At 61.7% G+C, this 22,225-nt stretch carries 19 protein-coding genes; 11 read left to right on the top strand and 8 right to left on the bottom strand.

From position 1 onward, the window contains the following. The 4 genes from Q0X61_RS08705 to Q0X61_RS08690 all read right to left on the bottom strand — a co-directional run. Positions 1 to 246, bottom strand: a 246-nt coding sequence (locus Q0X61_RS08705; RefSeq protein WP_297742143.1) for a molybdenum cofactor biosynthesis protein MoaE, incomplete at its 3' end; no start/stop codon positions are given. 3 nt (positions 247 to 249) lie between these two features. After that, complete coding sequence (locus Q0X61_RS08700) at positions 250 to 483, bottom strand: MoaD/ThiS family protein (protein ID WP_297742142.1); 234 nt, start codon at positions 481 to 483, stop codon at positions 250 to 252. Continuing rightward, entirely contained in the window at positions 484 to 1,500 is a 1,017-nt protein-coding gene (gene moaA, locus Q0X61_RS08695; protein ID WP_297742141.1) for a GTP 3',8-cyclase MoaA, read from the bottom strand. 119 nt (positions 1,501 to 1,619) lie between these two features. Next, positions 1,620 to 2,105 carry a molybdenum cofactor biosynthesis protein B gene (locus tag Q0X61_RS08690; RefSeq protein ID WP_297742140.1) on the bottom strand — a complete coding sequence of 162 codons (486 nt, stop codon included), beginning with the start codon at positions 2,103 to 2,105 and terminating at the stop codon, positions 1,620 to 1,622. 46 nt (positions 2,106 to 2,151) lie between these two features. On the opposite strand from Q0X61_RS08690, the gene Q0X61_RS08685 reads away from it, so the two are divergent. The 5 genes from Q0X61_RS08685 (at position 2,152) to Q0X61_RS08665 (ending at position 6,188) form a co-directional block, all read left to right on the top strand. Further along, complete coding sequence (locus tag Q0X61_RS08685) at positions 2,152 to 2,553, top strand: molybdopterin-binding protein (RefSeq protein ID WP_297742139.1); 402 nt, start codon at positions 2,152 to 2,154, stop codon at positions 2,551 to 2,553. Further along, positions 2,553 to 3,299 (top strand): molybdate ABC transporter substrate-binding protein, encoded by a 747-nt coding sequence (gene modA, locus Q0X61_RS08680; RefSeq protein ID WP_297742138.1) that lies wholly within the window; start codon positions 2,553 to 2,555, stop codon positions 3,297 to 3,299. The genes Q0X61_RS08685 and modA overlap by 1 nt, the downstream gene beginning before the upstream one ends. A gap of 6 nt (positions 3,300 to 3,305) precedes the next feature. Next, entirely contained in the window at positions 3,306 to 4,091 is a 786-nt protein-coding gene (locus tag Q0X61_RS08675) for an ABC transporter permease (RefSeq protein ID WP_297742137.1), read from the top strand. Positions 4,092 to 4,102: 11 nt separating this feature from the next. Then, positions 4,103 to 4,690, top strand: coding sequence for a molybdenum cofactor guanylyltransferase (locus tag Q0X61_RS08670; protein ID WP_297742136.1), 588 nt, complete (start codon positions 4,103 to 4,105; stop codon positions 4,688 to 4,690). A 205-nt stretch (positions 4,691 to 4,895) separates the two neighbouring features. Beyond that, on the top strand, positions 4,896 to 6,188 hold the full coding sequence (locus Q0X61_RS08665) for a mechanosensitive ion channel (RefSeq protein WP_297742135.1): 1,293 nt from the start codon (positions 4,896 to 4,898) through the stop codon (positions 6,186 to 6,188). A 512-nt stretch (positions 6,189 to 6,700) separates the two neighbouring features. Here the strand turns inward: Q0X61_RS08665 and Q0X61_RS08660 are convergent. Together Q0X61_RS08660 and Q0X61_RS08655 are read right to left on the bottom strand one after the other, a co-directional pair. Further along, entirely contained in the window at positions 6,701 to 7,846 is a 1,146-nt protein-coding gene (locus tag Q0X61_RS08660) for a Fic family protein (protein ID WP_297742134.1), read from the bottom strand. Between the two features lie 92 nt (positions 7,847 to 7,938). After that, on the bottom strand, positions 7,939 to 8,565 hold the full coding sequence (locus Q0X61_RS08655) for a hypothetical protein (protein WP_297742133.1): 627 nt from the start codon (positions 8,563 to 8,565) through the stop codon (positions 7,939 to 7,941). Positions 8,566 to 9,503: 938 nt separating this feature from the next. Here Q0X61_RS08655 and Q0X61_RS08650 point away from each other — a divergent pair. The 5 genes from Q0X61_RS08650 to Q0X61_RS08630 all read left to right on the top strand — a co-directional run bounded on the left by Q0X61_RS08650 (position 9,504) and on the right by Q0X61_RS08630 (position 14,933). Further along, positions 9,504 to 10,490 carry an IS481 family transposase gene (locus Q0X61_RS08650; RefSeq protein ID WP_297742144.1) on the top strand — a complete coding sequence of 329 codons (987 nt, stop codon included), beginning with the start codon at positions 9,504 to 9,506 and terminating at the stop codon, positions 10,488 to 10,490. Positions 10,491 to 10,628: 138 nt separating this feature from the next. Continuing rightward, a complete protein-coding gene (locus Q0X61_RS08645) occupies positions 10,629 to 10,844 on the top strand; it encodes a hypothetical protein (protein WP_297742132.1) in 216 nt (71 codons plus the stop codon). Positions 10,845 to 11,385: 541 nt separating this feature from the next. Beyond that, positions 11,386 to 12,954: an FGGY-family carbohydrate kinase gene (locus tag Q0X61_RS08640; RefSeq protein ID WP_297742131.1), complete on the top strand. Its 1,569-nt coding sequence runs from the start codon at positions 11,386 to 11,388 to the stop codon at positions 12,952 to 12,954. A 29-nt stretch (positions 12,955 to 12,983) separates the two neighbouring features. Further along, complete coding sequence (locus Q0X61_RS08635; protein ID WP_297742130.1) at positions 12,984 to 14,033, top strand: NAD(P)H-dependent glycerol-3-phosphate dehydrogenase; 1,050 nt, start codon at positions 12,984 to 12,986, stop codon at positions 14,031 to 14,033. Positions 14,034 to 14,096: 63 nt separating this feature from the next. Beyond that, the gene (locus Q0X61_RS08630) at positions 14,097 to 14,933 is read left to right on the top strand and encodes a DeoR/GlpR family DNA-binding transcription regulator (protein WP_297742129.1); all 837 of its coding nucleotides are present in this window, start codon (positions 14,097 to 14,099) and stop codon (positions 14,931 to 14,933) included. 480 nt (positions 14,934 to 15,413) lie between these two features. On the opposite strand, the gene Q0X61_RS08625 is transcribed toward Q0X61_RS08630, so the two are convergent. Both Q0X61_RS08625 and Q0X61_RS08620 read right to left on the bottom strand, forming a co-directional pair. Continuing rightward, positions 15,414 to 15,608: a hypothetical protein gene (locus tag Q0X61_RS08625; RefSeq protein ID WP_297742128.1), complete on the bottom strand. Its 195-nt coding sequence runs from the start codon at positions 15,606 to 15,608 to the stop codon at positions 15,414 to 15,416. Positions 15,609 to 15,765: 157 nt separating this feature from the next. Next, positions 15,766 to 20,580 carry a DEAD/DEAH box helicase gene (locus Q0X61_RS08620; RefSeq protein WP_297742127.1) on the bottom strand — a complete coding sequence of 1,605 codons (4,815 nt, stop codon included), beginning with the start codon at positions 20,578 to 20,580 and terminating at the stop codon, positions 15,766 to 15,768. Between the two features lie 241 nt (positions 20,581 to 20,821). On the opposite strand from Q0X61_RS08620, the gene Q0X61_RS08615 reads away from it, so the two are divergent. Then, a complete protein-coding gene (locus Q0X61_RS08615; protein ID WP_297742126.1) occupies positions 20,822 to 21,727 on the top strand; it encodes a hypothetical protein in 906 nt (301 codons plus the stop codon). Positions 21,728 to 22,225 lie beyond the last annotated feature (498 nt).

Genomic DNA, 22,225 nt, shown 5'->3' with positions numbered 1-22,225 from the left:
GTGGTGTGCCGCGATGGCGTGTACACCGTCGCGTTCCTGGAATTCGGCGACGGTGCGGCGCATCACTGCATCAGCCGACGGGTGCCCGACGTAGCGAATGCCCGTGACCGCGCGTCCCTCGTCGTGGTTGCGCACTACGCCTCGAAACGTCACTACTGCGCCGGCGGCATCGTCGGCGGCGAATTCCTCGAGCCGCGCGTCGTCGATAGTAACCTCAACGACGGCGGCATCCATGCGTGCGGCCATGGATTACCCGCCGGCGAAGGGTGGGAGGACGTCGAGGGTAGCCACCCCGTCGAGCGAGCCGCTCGCGATGGGCTCCCCGTCGGCGAGGAAGGTGCAAACTTGCAGCACCCGGGCGAGGCGTTCGTCGCCCTGGCCGAGTTGCTCGCGCAGAGCTTCAAGAGTGAGCCCCTCAGCGTCGACCTCGCGGCTGTCACCGCCCGCAGCCTCTGCGGCTCCTGCGAAGAACCTGATCTGCATTCATCCTCCAATCGCGCTCATGCCACGCTGTGGCTGCTCGAATTCGTCCGTGTCAATGCCATGGGCCTTCGGTTTACGATGGTGCGCGCCCGCCCAGGTTTCCGCCAGCGTAGCGTCGTCGGCCCCCGAACGAAGCAGCGCGCGCAGGTCCGTCTCCGTGCGCGAAAACAGGCAGGTGCGGATCTGGCCATCGCTCGTGATCCTGGTGCGGTCGCAGCTGGTGCAGAACGGGTGCGAGACCGATGCGATCACGCCGATGTGTCCGCCGGGCTGGGTGTCGTCGGGCGCGACGCTCCACAGCTCCGCCGGGGCGGCGCCGCGTGGCTCGACAGCGGGTGAGAGTTGGAAGCGCGTGCCGAGCACGTCGAGAAGTTCCTGTGCGGTCACCATGTCGTGCCGGTTCCATTCGCCCTTCGGCCCAAGCGGCATCTGCTCGATGAACCGCAGCTCGTAGCCACCTTTGAGGGCGAATTCCGCCAGGGGCACCACGTCGGATTCGTTGATGCCGCGCATGATGACGGCGTTGATCTTCACCGGCCGCAGGCCCGCTGCGTGGGCGGCTTCAATGGCTTCGAGCACGTCCGGGAGGCGGTCGCGTCTGGACATCTGCGCGTAACGTGCCTCATCGAGGGAATCGATGGAGATGTTCACGCGGTCGAGGCCTGCGTCGCGGAGCTCCTCCACCCTGGCAGCGAGACCGATGCCGTTCGTAGTCAGCGCCGTTTCTGGTGCGGTGCCACCTGGAAGTCGGAGCTGCTTCACGCGGGCGAGGATGCTGGCGAGGCCCGGACGGATGAGAGGCTCTCCGCCGGTGAATCGCACCTTCGTGATGCCGAGCTGCTCCACCCCCACGCGGATGAGGCGCACAATCTCATCGTCGGTGAGCGTTTCGTCGCGAGGGATCCATTGCATTCCCTCCGCAGGCATGCAGTACACGCATCGAAGGTTGCAACGGTCAGTCAGGGACACCCGTAGATCACGGGCCACGCGCGCGTGTGCGTCCCTGAGCTCAAGCATAGGGAGCAAGCTTAGCCGGATAATTCATGTTTGCTCGACTGAGCGCACACCAGATCGTAAAAACCGCCTCTGCGAGGGCAAAATCACCATCTGGTGTGCGCCCAGTCGCACATTGCTTGTTATCCATGGTCTCCCCCATCGAGCTGATCGATGAGGTGCTGGAGCGCGGGCACGATGTGTTCTACGGTGTCGCGGGCGCCTCCCACCGACCCCGGCGCGTTTACCACCACGGCTCGCACGCCGTCGCAGGTAACAATACCCGCGAGGCCGCGCGAGAGCATGGCGTGCGGCTGGGGCCCGACGCGGCGCAGCACCTCCGCGATGCCCGGTAGTTCGTAGTCGAGCAGGCCGCGCGTGGCTTCGACGGTGACGTCTCGCGGACCGACGCCGGTGCCTCCACACGTGACCACCGCGCGGGCACCGCCGCGCACAGCCTGCCGGATGGCGCCGACGATGGCGTCGATGTCGTCGGGGACGACGGTGGGGGCAGACGCGTCGAAGCCTGCCGCGCGGAGTCCGTCGACGATGGTCGGGCCTGAGCGATCGGCATAGACTCCCGCATGAGCTCGGTCGGAGCAGGTGATCACCAGTGCGCGATACGGCATGCCCCCACAGTACCGTTGCGCGCATGCGACTGATACCCTGCACTTTATGTCGCAAATACGGATTTCACAAGCTGCTCAGCTCCTGGGGGTGTCGGATGACACCATGCGTCGCTGGGCAGATGCAGGCCGGGTAGCCTCGCAACAAGACGCTTCCGGGAAGCTGGTGATCGACGGCGCCTCGCTTGCCACCTTCGCGCAGGAACAGGCAGCGTCGCACAACCCGGCAGCACTGGACCCCCGCTCTGGTCATCGCTCGGCGCGCAACCACTTCACGGGCCTGGTGGTCAAAGTGACCTCCGATAAGGTCATGAGCCAGGTCGAGCTGCAGTGTGGGCCCTACCGGGTCGTGTCGCTCATTTCCACCGAGGCGGTAGAGGAGCTCGGCCTGGAGCCAGGCGTCGTCGCCACCGCTGTCATCAAGTCCACCAACGTCACGATCGAGGCATAATGCGCCGTTTCCTTGCTATCTCGTCCGCGCTCTTGCTGTTGGCAGGATGCGCTTCGACGCCTTCAGCACCTGAGGCGTCCAAGTCCCCCGCAGCGACCGACGACACCGTCGTGTTCGCGGCGGCATCGCTGCACGCGGCGTTCGAGGACATCGCCGAAGGTTCCAACGTTTCCTTCTCCTTCGACGGCTCGTCCGGCCTGGTTGACCAGATCGCCGGCGGAGCGCCCGCCGACGTGTTCGCCTCGGCTGACAAACGCAACATGGACAAGGCCGTCGAGAAGGATCTCATCGACGGCGAACCGACGATGTTCGCCACCAACACGCTCGTGCTCGTCACGCCGTCCGACAACCCGGCTGGCGTTACTGGCCTCAATGAGTCACTCGACGGCGCGAAACTCGTCGTGTGCGCGGCCGACGTGCCGTGCGGAGGTGCCACAAACCGGTTGGCGGAAGCCATCGGGATAAGCCTGAAGCCTGTTTCTGAGGAGACGAGCGTTACCAACGTGCTCGGTAAGGTCACCGCGGGTGAAGCCGATGCGGGGCTCGTCTACGCTACCGACGCGACCGGCGCGGGCGACAAGGTGCACACCATTGAAATTCCGGAAGCGAAGAACGATCCCAACACCTACTGGATCGCCGCGGTGCGCGGTGGTGACAGCGCCAAGGCGCGCGCGTTCATTGAGCAAGTGACTGGCGACGGGCAGAAGACGCTCAGCGACTACGGTTTCGGCCCGCCTGCACCCTAGTCGTTCATGCAACCACTTCCTCGGTGGCTGTTTGCCCCGTTCACGCTCGGCGTGGCGGTGCTCGCCGTACCCCTGATCGGTTTGCTGGTGAGTGCCGATTGGGCTGCGCTACCTTCGCTGCTCACCTCGGCGCGAGCGCTCGACGCACTCCGGCTGAGCCTCATCACCTGCAGCATTTCGACCGTGCTCGTGCTGCTGATTGGGGTGCCGTTGGCGCTCGTGTTGGCACGAAGTGAGGCGTGGTGGGGTACGGTCGTGCGCACGCTGGTGACGGTGCCGATGGTGCTGCCTCCGGTGGTGGCGGGCCTGGCGCTGCTCACCACCTTCGGTCGGCGCGGGTTGGTGGGGCAGTTCCTCGAGGTGGCTGGAATCCAGGTGGGCTTCACGACGGTGGCTGTGGTGATGGCGCAGACCTTCGTCGCGTTGCCGTTTCTCGTCACGTCGTTGGAGGGTGCGCTTCGCACGCAAGGCGCCGAGTACGACGCCGTCTCCGCCAGCCTGGGCGCGTCGCCCACGCGCACGTTGTGGCGTGTGACGTTGCCGCTCATGTGGCCGGCGATTGCGTCGGGAACGGCGTTGTCGTTTGCGCGGGCGCTCGGCGAGTTCGGTGCGACGCTCACGTTCGCCGGGTCGCTGCAGGGCGTGACACGCACGCTGCCCCTCGAGATCTATCTGTTGCGCGAGCAGGATGCGGACACGGCCATCGCGTTGTCCGTCGTGCTCATTGCGCTGGCGCTGTTGATCGTGTGCGTTGCCGGGAGGCAGAACACCTGGCGGGTGGGACGTCGGTAAGCTGCATGGGTATGCACGCGCCTTCGCTCGACTACGACGCCATCATCGTCGCCGGTGGTGCCGGCAGGCGCATGGGTGGGGTGTCGAAGGCTGACCTCGTCGTCGACGGCTCCCGCCTGCTCGACACCGTCGTCGACGCCGTGCGCGACGCGCGGCAGACCGTGGTCGTCGGTGATGCTGCGGTGCCCCACGGCGTGGTGCTCACGCGCGAAGATCCTCCTGGCACGGGGCCGACTGCTGGGCTCGGGGCCGGACTTGCTGCGATTGAGCATCCGAGCACGTGGACGATGGTGCTGTGCGTGGACCTGCCCGACGCGGCGCGCGTGGCCTCCCGGCTGCGAGAGGTAGGCACGGGCCTGCCGGAGGAAGTGGACGGGGCGGCGCTCGTCGCGAATGAGCGCTGGCAATGGCTCATGGGCTGGTACCGCACAGCAGCGCTGCAGCGTGCCATCGACGCGTTCGGAGACCTCAAGCACGCCCCGCTGCGACGGGTGCTCGCTCCCCTGCGCTTGGTCGAGGTGGAACCTGGCCGAGCGGTTCCCGTCGACTTGGACACCCCAGCCGATCTCACAAGTTGGGAACAGGCCCCGCGCATGTAACTGTCGTGCCGCGACGGGCTGAGATATTCGCTGTCAGCGAACCGTTGCGGTGGTCACCCGCTGCCGACAGCTGCGTTCACCCAGAGTTCATGTGACCGGCCTTGACACCGTTTCCGAGAACTTGAAGGGTAGTCGATGGAGTTCGTGCCCATTCCGGAGTGCGACACCACCCATCTTCAACCACACAAGAAGAGTGAGTACACACATGGATTCGCTGAACATCGATTGGGGCAGCCTGCTGCTCAATATCGTTGCCGCCATCGTCATTCTCCTAGCTACATGGATCATCGCATCTCTGGTGAAGAGCGCGCTGTCGAAGTGGCTCGTCAAGATCCCGTTTTTGCAGCGCTCTGAAGACGGCGGCAGGGGCCTCGCCGGTTCGCTTGCCACCATCGTGTCGCTGCTGATCTGGCTGCTGGGTCTCACCGCAGTCCTCACGCTCTTCAGCCTCGACAGCGTACTTTCGCCGCTGCAGGGCCTGCTCAACGGCTTCATGCAAGCGGTGCCGGGGGTCGTCGGTGCTGGCCTGATCTTCTTCATCGGCTATGTGCTGGCGAAGGTCGTGCGTCAGATTCTCGTCACAGCCCTCCACGCTGCGCACTTCGACGAGCGCGTCGCCAACTTCGGCTCCGATGCTAAGCGTGTCTCCGATGCGCCGATCAACCGCTCGGCAACGCAGCCCGCGCAGGCTCCGCAGGGCCAGCCGTACCCGCAGCAGGGTCAGCCTCAGCAGGGTCAGCACCAGCAGATGGCCGCTCCGCAGCAGCGACCTGCGCAGCAGCGCAGCTCCATCACCGACATCATCGGCAACGTGGTGTTCGCACTCATCGTCGTTGTGGTCTCTATCGCGGCACTCGATGTGCTCGGCATCCCGGCACTTTCTGGCCCCGCCACTCGCATGCTGTCGTTGTTCCTCGACGCGCTGCCGCTGATCATCGGCGCCGGCATCCTTCTGGCTGTCGGCGTGGTCATCGCGAACTTCATCGTCAACATCCTGGAACCGATCCTCGAGGGCCTGAACCTCGACGAGAAGCTCGAGGGCCTCGGCATCGAACGCGGCTCGGTGAATTCCGTCAAGGTGATCACCACCATCGTTCGCGTTGGGATCATCCTGTTCTTCGCTGTCGCTGCTGCCAACCTGCTGAACTTCGCGGCGATCACCCGCATCCTGGACAACATCCTCTCGCTGGGCGGCCGCATCCTCTTCGGTGCTGCCGTGATCCTGGCCGGCGTGTTCATCGCCAACCTCCTGGCCAAGATCGTCAGCGGCACCGCCTCGCACATCATCCGCGTGGCCACCATCGTGTTGTTCTCGGCTATGGGCCTGCAGTTCATGGGTATTGCTGATTCCATCATCAACCTCGCCTTCGCCGCGCTTGTCGTCGGTGGCGCCGCCGCTGCGGCGCTCGCGTTCGGTCTGGGTGGCCGCGACGCTGCTGCCCGCCAGCTCGCGAAGCTCGAGGCCAAGTCGGACGAGGTCACTCCCACCGCGCAGTGATCTAACCTGCTTCGACGATTGAGGGCGTCCCGCGACGGGGCGCCCTCAATAGTTGGGTGGCGCCGCGTCCTTGCTGCTCCGCTCGTCGAGTAGCGGCGAAGCCGCGTATCGAGACGCAACCGGGGTTTCGATACGCGCCCTTCGGGCGCTACTCAACCACCGGTGGACGACGGGCGCCTCGTCTCACCCGATCATCGAGTAGCGCCGGAGGCGCGTATCGAGATGCACCTACCCCTCCCAGACCATCGAGTAGCGCCGCAGGCGCGTATCGAGATGCACCGATTGAACATCTTCACAATCCGTACGCAGATTGACCAAACACCCCAAAAACGGGCCCTTCATCGCATCTGCGTACGGATTATGAAGTTTCGTGCGCGGTTTCGATACGCGAGCTGCGCTCGCTACTCAACCACCTGGCGCTTCCCCGGTCGTCGAGTAGGCCCGCAGGGCCGATCGAGACACACCCGAACGCGAGCGACGAGTTGAAATCATCCACGAACGATTCGAAGTGCCTAGCGAGTACGAATGTCCTGCATCAGGGTGGGGTATGGGTCCTCCAAGGGGTTGCGATTCGCAGTCACCTCGTCGCGGATCGCTCGAAGTGCTGGGCCCATCACGTAGTGACGTCCACGTGTCTCCCCTCGGGCGATAAGCAGGTGATGCGCTGCGAGTTGTTTCAAGTGCCTAGTTGCACTCGTCGCATCGAGCCCGGCCTGTTGTGCGTACCCCGATCTAGTGATCCGGGCACCCAAGAATGCGTCATAGAGCGCATCGAGCGCAGGATCCGGAAGCTGCTGCGTTATCTGCAGCTCATCAAGCATCGTCCACACATGCGCTGATTCATCCAACCGCCGACGGACTGTTTGTGCCTGCATATGATGCGCCCGTAGACAGAACCTCACCCACGAGCTCGCATCGCGTTCGGGGTGCCACTCCCCTTGTCCGACGCTGGCCAATACAGAGTAATAGTCGTCGGTGTTGTGTCCCAGCCATTCCTCAATGCTGAGAAACTCGGGAGAAAGCGTCCGTTCCCTCGCGAGCACCACTGTCTGAAGCGCGCGAGCCATCCTCCCATTGCCATCCCGAAAAGGGTGGATCATCACGAGGTTGAGATGCGCCATGGCCCCAGTAACGAGCGGCTCGGCATCGGTCGCCGTGAGGCTGCTCATCAGCTCCTCCACTAGCTGCGGCACCGTGTCAGGATCTGGGCCGCGGTATACGACGCGATCATCATGAGAATCCCGAACATAAATATCGGTGGCTCGGAACGATCCTGCTGATGAGCCGACGAGGTCATGTTCGAGCAACATGTAGTGCATGATGCGTAACGTCTGTGAATCAATGCGAAAACCTGGCGTGGAGGCATGGTTGATAATGAACGTCAGCACACGCCGATACCCAGTGATTTCCGCCCAGGTGGCCGCATCGGCCAGCAGCGGCGACTCATCATCGACCGCCGCAACCGCATCTTGCTGCGTGATGGCATACCCCTCGATGGTATTCGACCCTCGAATGGCGCGAGCCTGCAACGAGCGACGCAAGTTGCCCTGCCACCTACGAGGCAGTCGGAGCATCCCAGCGAGACTGTCGCGCATCTCTGCGATGTCGCTGAGAACCTCTTGGTCGCGAGCCGTCAGCTCAGATGATGTGAAGATCACACCTCAACAATACATGTAATATTGCATGCATCGAACCGCCGCGACACGTCCACCACCAACAGCCAAGATCGATTACTGGCTGGCGATGCGAGTTACTTCTTGCGGAACAGCCTGGCGAAGATGGATGTGTTCTTGCTTTCCTCCCCGCCCGAGGTGGTACCTGCTTCTTCATGTGCAGGCGTGTTTCCGTCGACGTCCGGCGCGGCTTCCTGGTACGCGAAGTACTGCCCTTCGACGTCAAAGATGTCGTCGTCAGCACCGATAGCCCCGACCACGCGCGGAAGCTCCTGAATGATGAGGTCGCCGTCTACCTCGACCGGTTCGTCGGCCCCGTCATTTTCACGGAAGGTAAACGGGGATTCATCAACCACTGGTGCGCCTTCGTCGAGCTCCTCATCGCCTGCGAGCATGTGCCGGACGAGTGTGCCATCAACGAACACACGGTAATCCACGAACCCAGTCGAGGACACCGTGCTCACCACGTGCCAGATGCCGGGCAGTGTGATTGAGTCAGTTTCGAAGTGCTCCGCGATCAGCATTTCCGGGTCCAACAAGATAGTCCAATCACGTGGCCGGGCCACCGCGACGAACTGGTTCATCGGGTCACAGAACGCGGTCCACAAGTCACCGTTGGTTTGCGTCGGAGCAAGCCCCCAGGCTTGCAATTGCTCGTCCGCCACAGATTCGCTTGTGAGGATCAGAGATGTTGTAAGTCCCATACGAAAGAGAATAACCAAATGGGGTTCAACTGGCGGGCCTCCGATGCGCGCGCTTCGCTCGCTATTCAACCGCCTGGTCAGACCGACGCCTTGCCTGCCCCAGGCCATCGAGTAGCGCCGAAGGCGCGTGTCGAGATGCAGCGCCGGTTTCTACACGCGAGCTTCGCACGCTACTCAACCATCAGGGCCGAGCAGCCTGCGAGTCGACATCACCCACGACGACGTCCGTAAGCCTATGCAGTGCAGAGGTCCAGCATCAGGGTGGGATATGGGTCTTCCAAAGGGCTTACGATTCGCAGTGATCTCGTCGCGGATGGCTCGAAGTGGTGGGCCATCACGTAGTGACGCCCACGCGTTTCGCCTCGTGCTGCGAGCAGGTAAAGCGCCGCGAGCTGTTTCAAATGGCGGGTTGCACTCGTGGCATCGAGCCCGGCATGGTTCGCGTACCCCGACCTGGTGGTCCAGCACCCAAGAGTGCGTCATAGAGCGCATCGCACGTAGGATCCGGAAACTGCAGTGTCACTAGCACATCAGCAAGCATCGCCCAGGCCTGCGCCGGCTCTTCCAACCGTCGACGCACCGTGTGCGCCTGCGTATGATGCGCCCACAGTCAAGACTTCATCTACGCGCTTGCGTCGCGTTCCGGGTGCCATTCCCCTGGCTCGACGCTGGCCAGGACTGAGTAATAGTCTTCGGTGTTATGCCCTAGCGATTATTCAATGCTGAGGCGCTCGGGGACAGCGTCCGTTCTCTCGCCAGCACCACCGTCTGAAGCGGATGAGCTCCGCGTCCGCATCCGGCAGGTCGGTGTATTCGAACTAGCTGTACTGACCGGACAGGTTGGTTGAAGGACTGCGATCCGGGCGTGTGAGCAAGGGAGGGCCTTGCTGGTTGAGTGGGACCTGCGACAGAACCGCTCTCACCAGGAAGGCCCTCTTGTGTCCCACGCTAACGCAGCATTGACCCCGAAACACCGTCTGATCGTCGCCCGGCTCGTCATCGATCAGGGTATGCCGATCAGCGAGGTCGCCGCCCGATTCCAGGTCTCGTGGCCGACGGTGAAGCGGTGGGCCGAGCGTTACCGGGCAGGCGAATCGATGCTCGATCGCCCTTCCCGGCCGCATCACAGCCCGACCAAGACCCCGCAACAGGTTGTGAAGCGCTGCGTGAGTCTGCGCCTGCGCCTGCGGGAAGGCCCGATCCAGCTCGCCGCCCGTCTCGGCATCGCCCCCTCCACCGTGGGACGGATCCTCACCGCGTGTCGACTGAACCGGCTATCGGCCTGCGACCGGGCCACCGGTGAACCGATCCGCCGCTACGAACACGACCACCCCGGATCGCTGGTTCATGTCGATGTGAAGAAGTTGGGCAACATCCCCGACGGCGGGGGTTGGCGCTTCGTCGGACGCCAACAAGGCAACTGGAACCGACAGAACAGCCGCAACCGTGGCCGCAACGCCTACGGCCAGCCCCGACTCGGCCACGCCTTCGTGCACTCCGTGATCGATGACCACTCCCGAGTGGTCTACTCCGAAGTCCACGACGACGAGACCGCTCTGACCGCCACCGGTGTCCTGGCCCGGGCGGTCGACTGGTTCGCTGCCCGGGGCATCACGATCGAGCGAGTCCTGTCCGACAACGGGTCAGCCTACAAATCCCACCTGTGGCAGCAGGTCTGCGACCAACTTGGCATCACCGTGAAGAAGACCCGCCCACGCCGACCACAGACCAACGGCAAGATCGAACACTTCCACCGCACCCTGGCCGATGGCTGGGCCTACGCCCGCTGCTACACCTCCGAACAAGAACGCCGTAATGCCCTGAACGGATGGATCCACTACTACAATCACCACAGACCCCACTCAGCCTGCAGCAACCAGCCACCCATCACCCGCTTAACCAACCTCCCCGGTCAGTACAACTAGCGATCCCCGTCCCCCACCTGCCGACGTTCAGGATGGCGTCGCGGCACCCGCGAGCACAGGCACTCTCTTCGAACCACACACTGTCATGAGCTCGTCTCGACCCACCAGCTTGCCCCTCCCTCTTGCTAACAACCACATATGGCCCGCAAGCGCAAAACCCTGCCTGCAGACTTCAGAAAGATCCTCAGCAGTGGCGATCTCGATGCGATGAAGGCCGTCTACGACAAGTGTTTGTTAGAGGCGACCACCGACTACAACAAACACACTGCTCTGGCGGAGTTGGAGTGCCCAGCAGAGTTGGCCCGGTGGCTAGTCGAGCAGGGCCTCGATGTCGATCTTCCCGACCGACGCTGATGCCCGACTGACAGCCACTCGCCGAATGCCCCCACGGCCATCGTCAGTGCTGGGTCTACCCAGCGTGTCTGACTGTGATAGCTCTCAGGATCCCCGACGAGATAGGGCGGCGCGTCGAACCGTCGTCGCGAAACGCGTCGTTGCAGGGGAACACTCTCACGTGAAGGCACGTCCGTGTCAGTGCCTGGTGCACAGCAAGCACTGGTGCAGCCAGACCTGCCCTTAGCTCGCGCGAGCGTCATGTGTGCATGGATTGGGGAACTTGAAGGGGTGAGCTGCCTCTTCCGCCGGAGCCCGTCGGGAGAGACAGCTCCTAGGGCACCTCTCATCATCTCCGGAGGGTCAGTGACGGAGCACAGAGCTCTGTAACGCCACCGTTCATGGCAAAGCGAAACCACGTGACGGCTACAACAATCAGTCGTGAGCTGTAGAGCCGCAGGCAGCGCGCATCCATCACGGATCCCAACTTGTTGTGAAAAACCCCACATAGATGTAAAGTGTTGCTCAACACCTACGAGCAACCCATTCGATGGAGAATGACATGACGCAACTACATGGTGAAGGCCCCTTGGTCATCGCTCTCGATTCCTCAACCACCTCGACTAAGGCAATCTGTGTCGACGTGCAGGGCAACATTGGGACGATTGCTAAGAGAAACATCCAGCTGCACACGCCAGCGATGGATCACTATGAGCACACCCCTGAGCGTTGGTGGGAGACGAGCCGGGACACCATCGCTGAACTCGTCACCCAACTCTCCGCAGGCGAGCGCGAACGCATCGCTGCCATTTCGCTCACACACCAGCGTGAATCCTTCGCGGCCTTCGACGAAACCGGCAAGTCACTTCGCCCGGGCATCCTATGGCTCGACTCACGAGCAGCCGATCAGATCGAGCGCTACGGATCCACCGAGATCCACAAGCTGTCGGGAAAGCCGGCGGGGGTCACTCCTGCCATTTACAAAATGGCATGGCTGAAAGAACACGAACCGGAAATCTTCCAGCAGGCCCACAAAGTCACCGACGTGCTCGCCTACATTGTTTGGAACCTCACTGGAAGATGGGCTTCGTCCGAAGCAGCCGCCGACTCTCTTGGCCTCTTTGATATTCAGAAACGTCAATGGGCCCCGTCGCTGCTCGATATCGCTGGTGTGAGCCAGGAACAGATGCCGGACCTCGTCCCTCCGTCCAAAGAGATCGCTCCCCTCAAGGATTCGCTTGCAAAGGAATGGAACATCACCCCAGGTATTCCCATTATCGCGGGGTTGGGCGACGGCCAGGCCGCCGGCATCGGTGCAGCTGCGGTAACTCCGGAAGTCGGATACCTGAACCTCGGCACTGCGGTCAATGCTGGCGTTGAGTCGCCCACCTACACCTACGATTCCGTGTTCAGAACCCATGTATCAGGGATCCCCGGCAACTATGTGTTTGAGGTTCTGCAGTCCTCTGGCTCCTACCTGGCTGGTTGGTTCCGGGAGTCGCTCGGCGATCCAAAACTATTAGGTGAACCAGACCCGGCGCTGGATGAGGCCGCATCAGACATTCCTCCTGGGTGTGAAGGGCTCATCACGCTGCCCTACTGGAATGCCGTCCAATCACCGCATTGGGATGCGCTGGCGCGAGGAGCCGTAGTTGGGTGGCGAGGCACCCATTCTCGTGCGCACATGTACCGGTCGATCCTCGAATCGATAGGTTTCGAGATGCGCCACAACCTTGACGCCATTGAGCAAGGCACCGGCACGAAGCTCACGCAGCTGCGCGGCATGGGCGGAGGCACGCGTTCAACGCTGTGGTCTCAGATCATGGCAGACACCACTGGCCTACCCATCACGGTAGCCGCCCAAAGTGAGGTTTCCGCCCTGGGTGCGGCAGTGCTCGCGATGGCTTCTACTGGCGTGTACGGCAATACCGACGTGGCCACCGCCGCGCGTGAAATGGCGCAGAGTGGTCGAACCATCGAGCCAGACATGCATCTGCACGAGCGGTATCGGGAGATCGCTGAAGTGCAGCGTACCCTGTACCCGCAATTGCGCGAGACATTCGAAAGCCTTCACAACCTCGCAAAGAAATATCCATCCACCCGCCCTGAATCGCCCGCCGCGAGTCTATAAATCTGCCTGACAAGGAAGGAAGAATATCCATGACAACAGCAACAGTGCTCGGAGCAGGCGCAATGGGCTCCGCAATATGCAATCCACTAGTAGAAGCAGGGTGGAACGTTCGACTTTGGGGCACGTGGCTCGATGACCACCTCATTGATGCAATCGAACACCATCAGCCTCACCCTCGAACGGGCGCAATCATCAACAGCGAGGTCACAACTTTTCGCTCCGACGAGTTGGCGACGGCTCTGGCCGACGCTGACGTAGTAATCATGGCGGTCGCTTCTGTGGGAGTGGCAGAAATCACCCGACGAGCACTGTCAGGCATTGCTCAGGCGGACGCTCTTTGGCTCACTTCGAAGGGATTCTACGAAACGGACAGCGGGGAAATCCTGCTCCTCCCCGAAGCAATCCGCCAGATCGCGAAGAATGAGGGCGTAACCTCGCTTCCTCCAATCGTCGCTATCGCTGGCCCTGTGAAAGCGAACGAGTGCGCCCAGGGAGAACCCACAGCAACGATCTTTGGCTGCAGCGACGCAGAAGTCGCTCACCGCTACGCCAGGGAAGCAGCATCCAGCTCCTACGCTATTCAACATACCCAGGATGAGGTTGGAGTAGAGATTTGCGCTCCGATGAAGAACGTCTACGCCATCGCGTTGGGTATTTCGGATGGTCTCGAGGAAGCGACGGAAAGACCGCATCACAACTTGAAGGCTGCAACGTTTGCGCAAGCTGTTCGGGAAATGTCCCTCTTGGGTGCTGCCATGGGCGCAGATCCGGCCACTGCGTTCGGCTTGGCGGGCGTTGGCGATTTGGAGGTAACTGGCCTCTCGGGAAGAAACAAGGTCTACGGCATGCGCATCGGCAGAGGCGAGAAGCCCGATGAAGCCCTCGCCGAGATGGCGCGCCTTGAGCAAACTGTCGAGGGTGTGCCCGCCGCAGGGCTCGCAAAGAAACTCATCGATCAACTCAACCTAGATCCCAAGAACGATCTTCCCCTGTTTGCGGCAGTGGATGAACTGTTGAATAGCCCCGTGGATGACGTCAAGCATGTCATCGCTCAGGCAGTGCTCCCCCGCTCAAAGTAAGAAGTAAACAGCCAAAGCAGCAGTTGGCATGCAGGGTGAACATCTCAGCATGGACATCCCCGCATGCCGACTGCGGTGGATATGCTCTGGACAGACATTGCAGCCATCGCGCTAAAGGTGGGTGAAACCATGGGAACCCTACATGATCGTCAACGACTGGTGCTGGATTATGTTGTCTCTCACGGTGAAGCAACCATTGAAGAGCTCGCCAGCAAGTTCGATATCTCAACCATGACGGTCTACCGGGATACTGCCGAACTCGAGGAATCTGGCTTACTTATACGACGAAAGGGAGTCGTCCGAGCCGCAAGCTCCTCGCTTACCGAATCGGCAGCTGCCATACGCATTGCAAAGAATAGATCCACCAAGGATGCCATCTGTTTACTTGCGAGTGAATACATCCGACCAGGCATGTCTGTTTGCTTCGATGACTCCACCACGAACATCCAACTCCTTCCCCACCTTCAGGGGAAAGAGCCATGCACGGTAATTACGAACGCTGAATTCGTGGCGTCGACGGTCCGTAAGACTCATTCACTCAGCCTCATCCTGACCGGCGGCACTTTTATAAGCTGGGCGGAGGCCTACACCGGGATACTGGCAGAACGTGCCTTGGAGGATCTCAGGCCTGATATCTGCTTTATGTCCGCTACCGCAATCGACAACTCCTTTTGTTACCACCCTGAGCAGTCATTTGCATCTATCAAACGTCAAATGATGGACGTTTCCACGAAAAATATATTACTTGTTGACTCATCGAAGTACGCGCGCACTGCCCTCTATCGCGTGTGTGCTGTCTCCGACTTTGATGTGATTATTGTTGATGACGCGATGCCCACAGCGTTCACGGATCACGTACTGGAGTCGGGAGCTGAGGTACGTATTGCAAAGGTTCGTTAGTATTTCGAAGTGATGGCCTCATTTCCCCCCTCTGTCTGCTACCTACTCACCCGACCATCTTCCCCGAACTGAAACGTCCTGAGCCTTGTTCCGTGGCTAGCCCTGAGTCGTGCAGAGGGGCCGCTCCCACCCCAGAACATCGAGTGACGCCGCCGGTGCATATCGAGACGCTCTCCTTCCCCGGGCCATCGAGTAGGCAACGTAGTCGCCGCATCGAGAGGCGCCGAAAACTTCACAATTCGTACGCAGATTTGCTTAACCTCCGAATATCGGAGGTTTGGTCAGCCTGCGTACGGATTGTGAAGTTCGGTGCTGGGTTTCGATACGCCGCCTCCGGCGGCTACTCAACCATCTGGGCAGGCCTCCCCTCCCAGACCATCGAGTAGCGCCGAAGGCGCATATAGAGATGCAGTGCCGGTTTCGATACGCGAGCTGCGCTCGCTACTCAACCATCGGTGGCGTGCAGTCCGTGAGCCGAAGTCACTCTGCGCGCAGCTCCTCGGCCGGCTTCACCAGATGCTGTGTCAGCGACGCGGCGTAAATGTGCCGATCCATACGGCGCCGACGTCGATCTTGCTGCTGTTTTGCTCCCTCGTGCAGCTGCAGAATGCTGATGCCCCGGCTCGCCGCGATTTCCCGGATCCGCTCCCGCGACACACCGTAGAGATCACCCACCGTTTGGACGGTCAAGCCAGCCCGTAGCCCCTCTGCCGATCGCGCCACTCGGTTTTCTGCTCATCCGTGGGCGAGTGGTAGGAGTCCAGCCATGCCTCCGCGTCGGGTATTCTGGCAACTCGGGCGCGACGGGTAACGGCGATCTCTCGGGCGCTTCTTACAGCACGCTGTGCTCCGGCTCTGCATCAACCGGGCTCTCACCGACGGGCTCTTCGCCACCCAGCGGTAAGTGGGGCAGTGCGTCGACGATGCGCATAGTCTCGAGCGACACGGTGATGACCCGCCCGACGAGGTCGCGGATGTAGCGGGGGTCACCCACTTCTCGCGACCACGCATTCGGGTCGTTCACGATGCCGGAGGCCTTGTCGGTCTTGATGTAGTAGCGGTCGACGATCCACTCCAGCGCCGAACGTGAGCCAAGCTGATAGCGGTATGCCTCCTCCGGGATACCCGAGAGCGTGACATGCGAGTTGTAGACCAGCGTGGTCAGGTCTTTCACGCCGCCCTTGGTGGGGAACTTCATGCGCTTGTCCCCGACGGCGTAGAGCTCCCACTCGTCCATGTCCACCGCCGCCTTCACCTGCTCCTGCAGCGGATACGGCTCGACGGATTCGTAACCGATGTGCAGGTCCATAAGGCGTTGGCCGGCGTCGGCGAACGCCTGGAAATCTGCGAGGTCCTTGGCCAGCGGGATGCGTGGCAGCATCTTCTTCAAATCGGCCGCGAACCGCTCCCGGTACTGCGCGGAATGCAGCACCCCGTAGACGTAGGTGAAGATCAAGTCTTTCGTCACCGACGGGCCGAACGCCTGCTGGAAGTGCGCGAGCGCCTCGTCGGTGATGTTGTCGATCCGGCGGTAGCCGTCCACGAGCTCCAACGATTCATCAAACAGCGTCTCCGCCTCACCGCGCTTGGGGCCGGGCTCGTAGGTGTAGCGGGCGAAGAACTGGCCTCCGCTCCCAGCCCCGGTCACATGCCGATCTGGCAGTGCTGCCGTGGCAATCTCGCTGAAAGGCACGGCCGAACCAGATCCGACCTGATAAAAGCCAACGTTGGGCGTCGCGTTCGTCGGGAAGAATCCAGCGTTCTGTCCTGGAACCGAATTGAACACTGCATCGAAGTACAGAGCCTGTCTCGTGAAAGGCCGGTAGAGCGACTCTCGGATGCTGCCTGGGTGGAAGGCCTCGGTTCTCCCTTGAGCTGCTCGCTTGCGCAGGTTACGGGACCAACTGATCTTTGTGGAGTCGTCGAGTTGTTCCGTTTGCGGAGTACGCTCTGCCGCTTGAGCATTGAAGGTCTCGATCATACGCCGCATGTTGAATTCAACCTGCGCTGTGTCGAAGTTGTAGCACCACGCGTCACGCGTTGTCTCTACGCCCCTGCTATAGGTTTGGAAAACCTCACTGATGGGCATGAACTGCTGGAACAGTTCGTCGCGCTGGTTGAGCCAGTCGCCTTCGGCGTTGGGTGTGATCTCCGCCCATTCGTCGTCGCCCAACTGGGCGCTGTTGACGATGGCGAGTTTCTCGTCGCGGCTCAGGTAATCGCCGATGTCGCGGTAGTGGATGACAGCCGGGCCAGCGTCCGCGGGATCCTTCATGCCGAGGACGACGGCGACGGTGGCGCGGCTGCCCGATTCAAACACGTTGCCGGCTTCCTTCTTGCGTTGCTCTCCTGCCGTTCGGGCATTCCCCCGCAGGTTGAACACCCAGAGCTCACTGAACTCGTCGGCCATGGCCAGGCGCATGCCGTCGGCGGTGTTGCCATCGATCCAGCCACCGTTAGAGACGAACGCGACGATGCCGCGCTCCCCCAGCCGATCGGTGGCCCAACGGTAGGCGCGGATGTAAGAGTCGTAGAGCGAGTTCTTGTTCTGCGCGCTGGAGCGCGCCGCATACGTGTCTGCGATCCGCCCGTCGAGCGTCCGATACTTCACATTCTGGTTGTTGTCGTTGGCGTTCGTCTGCCCCACCGAGTACGGCGGATTACCGACGATGACCGTGATGTCCGTGGCCAGCTGCTTGGTAATGCGCTCGTTGTTGGCGGGCAGCAGGCTGGTGTCGACGCGGTCGCCCTCCTCGCTGATCTGGAACGTGTCCGTCATTGTCGCGCCGGGGAACGGCACGTACTCGTCGCCGCCGTGCAGCGCCTCGAACGTCGCCTCAATGTTCACGCACGCCACGTAATACGCGAGCAGCATGATCTCGTTGGCCATGAGCTCGTGCACATACTTCCGCCCCAGATCCTCCGGGCGGATGATGCCCGACTGCAACAGGCGCACTATGAACGTGCCCGTGCCCGTGAAGGGGTCCAGAATGGTGACACCCTCGTCGGTGAGGCCCTGCCCGAAGTGCTGGCGCGAAAGGTCGTCGGCGGCACGGAGGATGAAATCCACCACCTCAACCGGCGTGTACACGATGCCCAGCGCCTCGGCCTGCCTCGGGAAGGCGTTCTTGAAGAACTTCTCGTAGAGATCGTGGATCACCTGCTGCCGACCCGCCGCCGACGTCACCGCCGCCGCCCGCACCCGCACCGACTCGTAGAAGCGGTCCAGTTTCTGCGTCTCCGCGTCCAGGCCCTGACCCTCCAGTGTGTCGAGCATGGCCTGCATGCCTACGCTCACCGGGTTGCGGCTCGCGAAATCAGACTCGCTGAACAGCGCCTCAAACACCGGGGCGGTGATGAGATGCTGCGACAACATACTCACCGCGTCGTCCCGAGTGATGGAATCGTTCAGGTTCGCCTGCAAACCGGCAAGGAACGTGTCGAACTGCGCCCGCACCTCGTCGGGGGCATCCGCCAACAGCGCCTCAATGCGGGCGATCTGAGCCGCCGACATCCTGGCCACGTCACGCGCCCACTGATCCCAATACTCGCGGGTGCCAACCTTATCGACGATCCGCGAGTAGATGGCGTCGCGCCAATCAGCCAGGTGGAACAGCGGCAGCTGCACCGCAGCCCCAGGCTTGTCTGGGCTCTCCGCGTCGCCGCCGGTCAGATCGGGGGCATCGACGATCACCTTCCCGGAGTCGTCCTTGCCGCCATTCAGTTGGATGGACTGCACAATCGCCTCGAAGCGGTCGTCGTGGGCGCGCAGCGCGTTGAGCACGTCCCACACCACTTTGAAACGCTTGTTGTCTTTCAGCGCCTCGGAAGGTTCGACGCCAACCGGCACCGCCACGGGCAGGATGATGTAGCCACAGTCCTTGCCCGGCGCCTTCCGCATCACACGCCCCACGGACTGCACCACGTCGACGGCGGAATTCCTCGGGCTCAGGAACATCACCGCATCCAGCGCCGGCACATCGACGCCCTCCGACAGGCAGCGGGCGTTCGTCAGGATGCGGCACTCACCGTCCGGAACCGGCGCTTTCAGCCAGGCGAGCTCGTCGGCACGCACCATGGCATTCATCGTGCCGTCGACGTGACGAGCCTCCGTCACCAGAATCTCGTCGGCGTCATGCCGCGACGCACGCACCACGTCCTCGAACGCATCCGCAACGCGCTTCGACGACTTGATGTTCGGCAAGAACGCGACGGCCCGTTTCATCGGGGTCTCTCCCGGCGAGAACGCGGGAGCCGCGTCGCCGGGATGCGTGCGCTTGGCGAGGGTATTCCACGCGCCCATGATCTTGGCTGCGTCATCCAACGGAATCTCGAGGTTGTCGTCGGCCATCATCGACTGGATGGGGCCCGCCATCTGTTCTTCCGTGACCATGAGCACGGCCACCTTGTAGTCAGTGAGCAACCCATTCTCGACGGCCTCCCCGAATCCCAAGCGGTGGAACACCGGCCCGAAGAGGGCGAGGTCGTCCATACTGGTGAGCTCCGCAGAGTGATCTGCGGCCTTCGTCTTCACCGCGTCACCGAACATGCGGGGCGTGGCCGTCATGTACAGACGCTTCTTTCCGCGAATGAATTGCTGATCGTGCACGCGCACGAAATGCGACTCATCCTCGCCCGATAACGTGACGCCCGTCGTGCGGTGCGCCTCGTCGCAGAGAATCAAATCAAACTCAGGCACGCCCAGCGCCTGCGCCTCTGCAACCACGGACAGCGACTGGTATGTCGAAAACACGACGGTGATCCCCGCCGCGCGCTTCCCAGCCGCTAGCCGGTCACGCAGCGTCTGTGGATCCGTCGTCGCGGGCAGCGGCACGTCGTGGGGAGCAATATCCTCGGCGGCTCGTGACGCCTTCGTGTCCGAGCACACGACGAACGGGCGTAGATCCGTGGTGGCTTGGGCAGTCCACTCCCGCAGCGACTGTGAAACGAGCGAAATCGACGGCGCCAAGAACAGCACCCTCAAACTGCCGCCGTTGCGTTCCGCCATCGCTTCAGTGAGCTTCAGCGACGTGAACGTCTTGCCCGTGCCACACGCTGAGATCCACTGGCCGCGGTCCTGCTTCTCGAACCCCTCGCTGATCTTCTCGATGGCGGTGCGTTGGTGCGGCCTCAGCCCGAACTTCGTGCGCGGTTTGAGGTCAACGATGAGCTTGGTCTCGTCGGCAAACGCCCAGTCGATGGGAGAAAGGGCAATCTCTGCTAGGCCCAGCCGCTGTACGGGAATGGTCTGCTCTTTGAGCGCTTCTTCAGCGAGCGACGACCATTTGTCCGTCGTAGAAATGATGATGCGGTTGGTGAATTCGACACCATCCCACCGCTTACCCGAAGCCGTGAAGAACGAATCGATATGAGCCTTCTGGAGCGTCCGATGCGGGTCATAAAACTTGCATTGGATAGCCGTCCAATCGCCCGATTCTTTGGAACGCGCCACCAAATCGATACCGACGTCGATGCTCGAACCACGGTGCGGCCACTCCGTCCACTGCATCACCTCGTCGTACTGCGCGGCCAGCGTCGCATCATGCTTGAAGTAGTCGATCATCAAGCGCTCAAACTTGGTGCCCTTTTCCGACTGCGACGGTGCGTCAGCGAACCCAGCGATGATCTCCTGCACTGTGGTGGTCATGCGGCTATTACCTCCCGATCAGTGGAATGATCCTAGCGAGGGTATGACAGCGATGTGGGGGCAAGCACTCATCATCGGTCAAGGGGAATCGCAAGCCCACCTCCAGGGCGCTGGGCACTCGCGTTGTCCAGCCACGACACTTCGAGGTGCTGCTACAACATACCCAACCGTACGTAGACTGACGACGGAATGCACGGAGGAGACCCCAGTGAGCGAACACCAGTACCCAGAACGAGAGCTCATGCTCAATAGCGCCGCCGGCTACCTGATCCACGAACTCGAAGTGCGCGGCATCACCGCGACGCCGGTCATTACTGAACATGGACATGCTCTCGACATCGACGGTCGCGGCACATTGTCGCTGGAGAACCTGACTGACCAACTTCAAGAGCTTCCCATGCAGGAGTGGGAGGACACGCTGCAACGCTGGCTGCAGTTTGCGATTACAGCCGCGCAGGCCGACTCCGCTCCCCAGCCGAGCAGAGAAGAACTACTCACGATGATCCGGACTCGGATCATCTCAGGAGCGGAAGCAGAATCCTACGAATACGGGCGACCCTTTGGGAACGATCTACTACAAGTGCTTTGCCTTGACTATCCGACGCACGTCGCCACACTGCAAGACGAAAGCGTCGCAAAACTTGAGATCCCAGTGGATGCGCTCTTCGCTCAGGGCCAGCGCAACACGAACGCCGAACCCATTGATGAGTTCTTCGAAGAAGACAGTGTGCATTTCGCTAATGGTGAGTCTATGTTCATCGCTTCGAAGATCGGCGATGTACATGCGCTGCTCCAGCAACTCGAGATCGAAGCACCAGATGGACTGCTGCTCGCTGTCCCCAATCGCTCACTGCTGATGTATTCTCTGCCCACTCGCGACGAGGGCCTCACCAGTCTCATCCCGATAGCGCAACTGCTCAATACGCTTACCCCGGAGGCCGGATTCAATCCGCCGGGAGGCATGCTCAGCCGCAACGTCTATTACTGGGCACCCGACGGCACCTTTGAGCCACAGATCGGGAACTACCAAGAGTTCATAGATGATGCCACGGCTCATGGCCACAACCTCGACACGTCTGAGGAACAGGCGCTAGTCCTGAGCCCAGGCCCCAAGTTCACTGAGCGCTTCATGAAGGACGCCTCATAGCCCACCCGTAATTGCCCCACCGGAAACATATCCCGATCATCAAACACACTACGAACGCCTCGCCTGGTGCGGCCCACGAGGTTGATCGGGTACTCACCAGCCCGACGCCTTCAAAATCCGTACGCAGATTGATCGAACCCTCTGATTTTGGGGGGTTAAGTGAATCTGCGTACGGATTTTGAAGTTTCGTGGTGGATGGATTCGACACGCCCGCTACGCGGGCGGCTCAACCACCGGTGGACGGCCCCCATCCGACCATCGAGTAGCGGCGAAGGCGTGTATCGAGATGCAGTGTGGTTTCGACACGCCCGCTACGCGGGCGGCTCAACCACCGGTGGACGCGCAGCTACTCAACCACCAGCACCGCACCCGTCGCGGCATTACAGTGTGCAGGTATGAAGGCCATCGCAAAGACGCGCCCAGGCACGGGGCTCGAGCTCATTGACGTGCCCTGCCCCACCGTCGGACCCACGGACGTCAAGATCAAGGTGCAGCGCA

Source organism: uncultured Tessaracoccus sp., assembly GCF_947255005.1.
In the GTDB taxonomy this organism is placed as follows: domain Bacteria; phylum Actinomycetota; class Actinomycetes; order Propionibacteriales; family Propionibacteriaceae; genus Arachnia.
The sequence above is the reverse complement of the archived record's forward strand: the minus strand, read 5'-3'. Positions and strand labels throughout refer to the sequence as shown.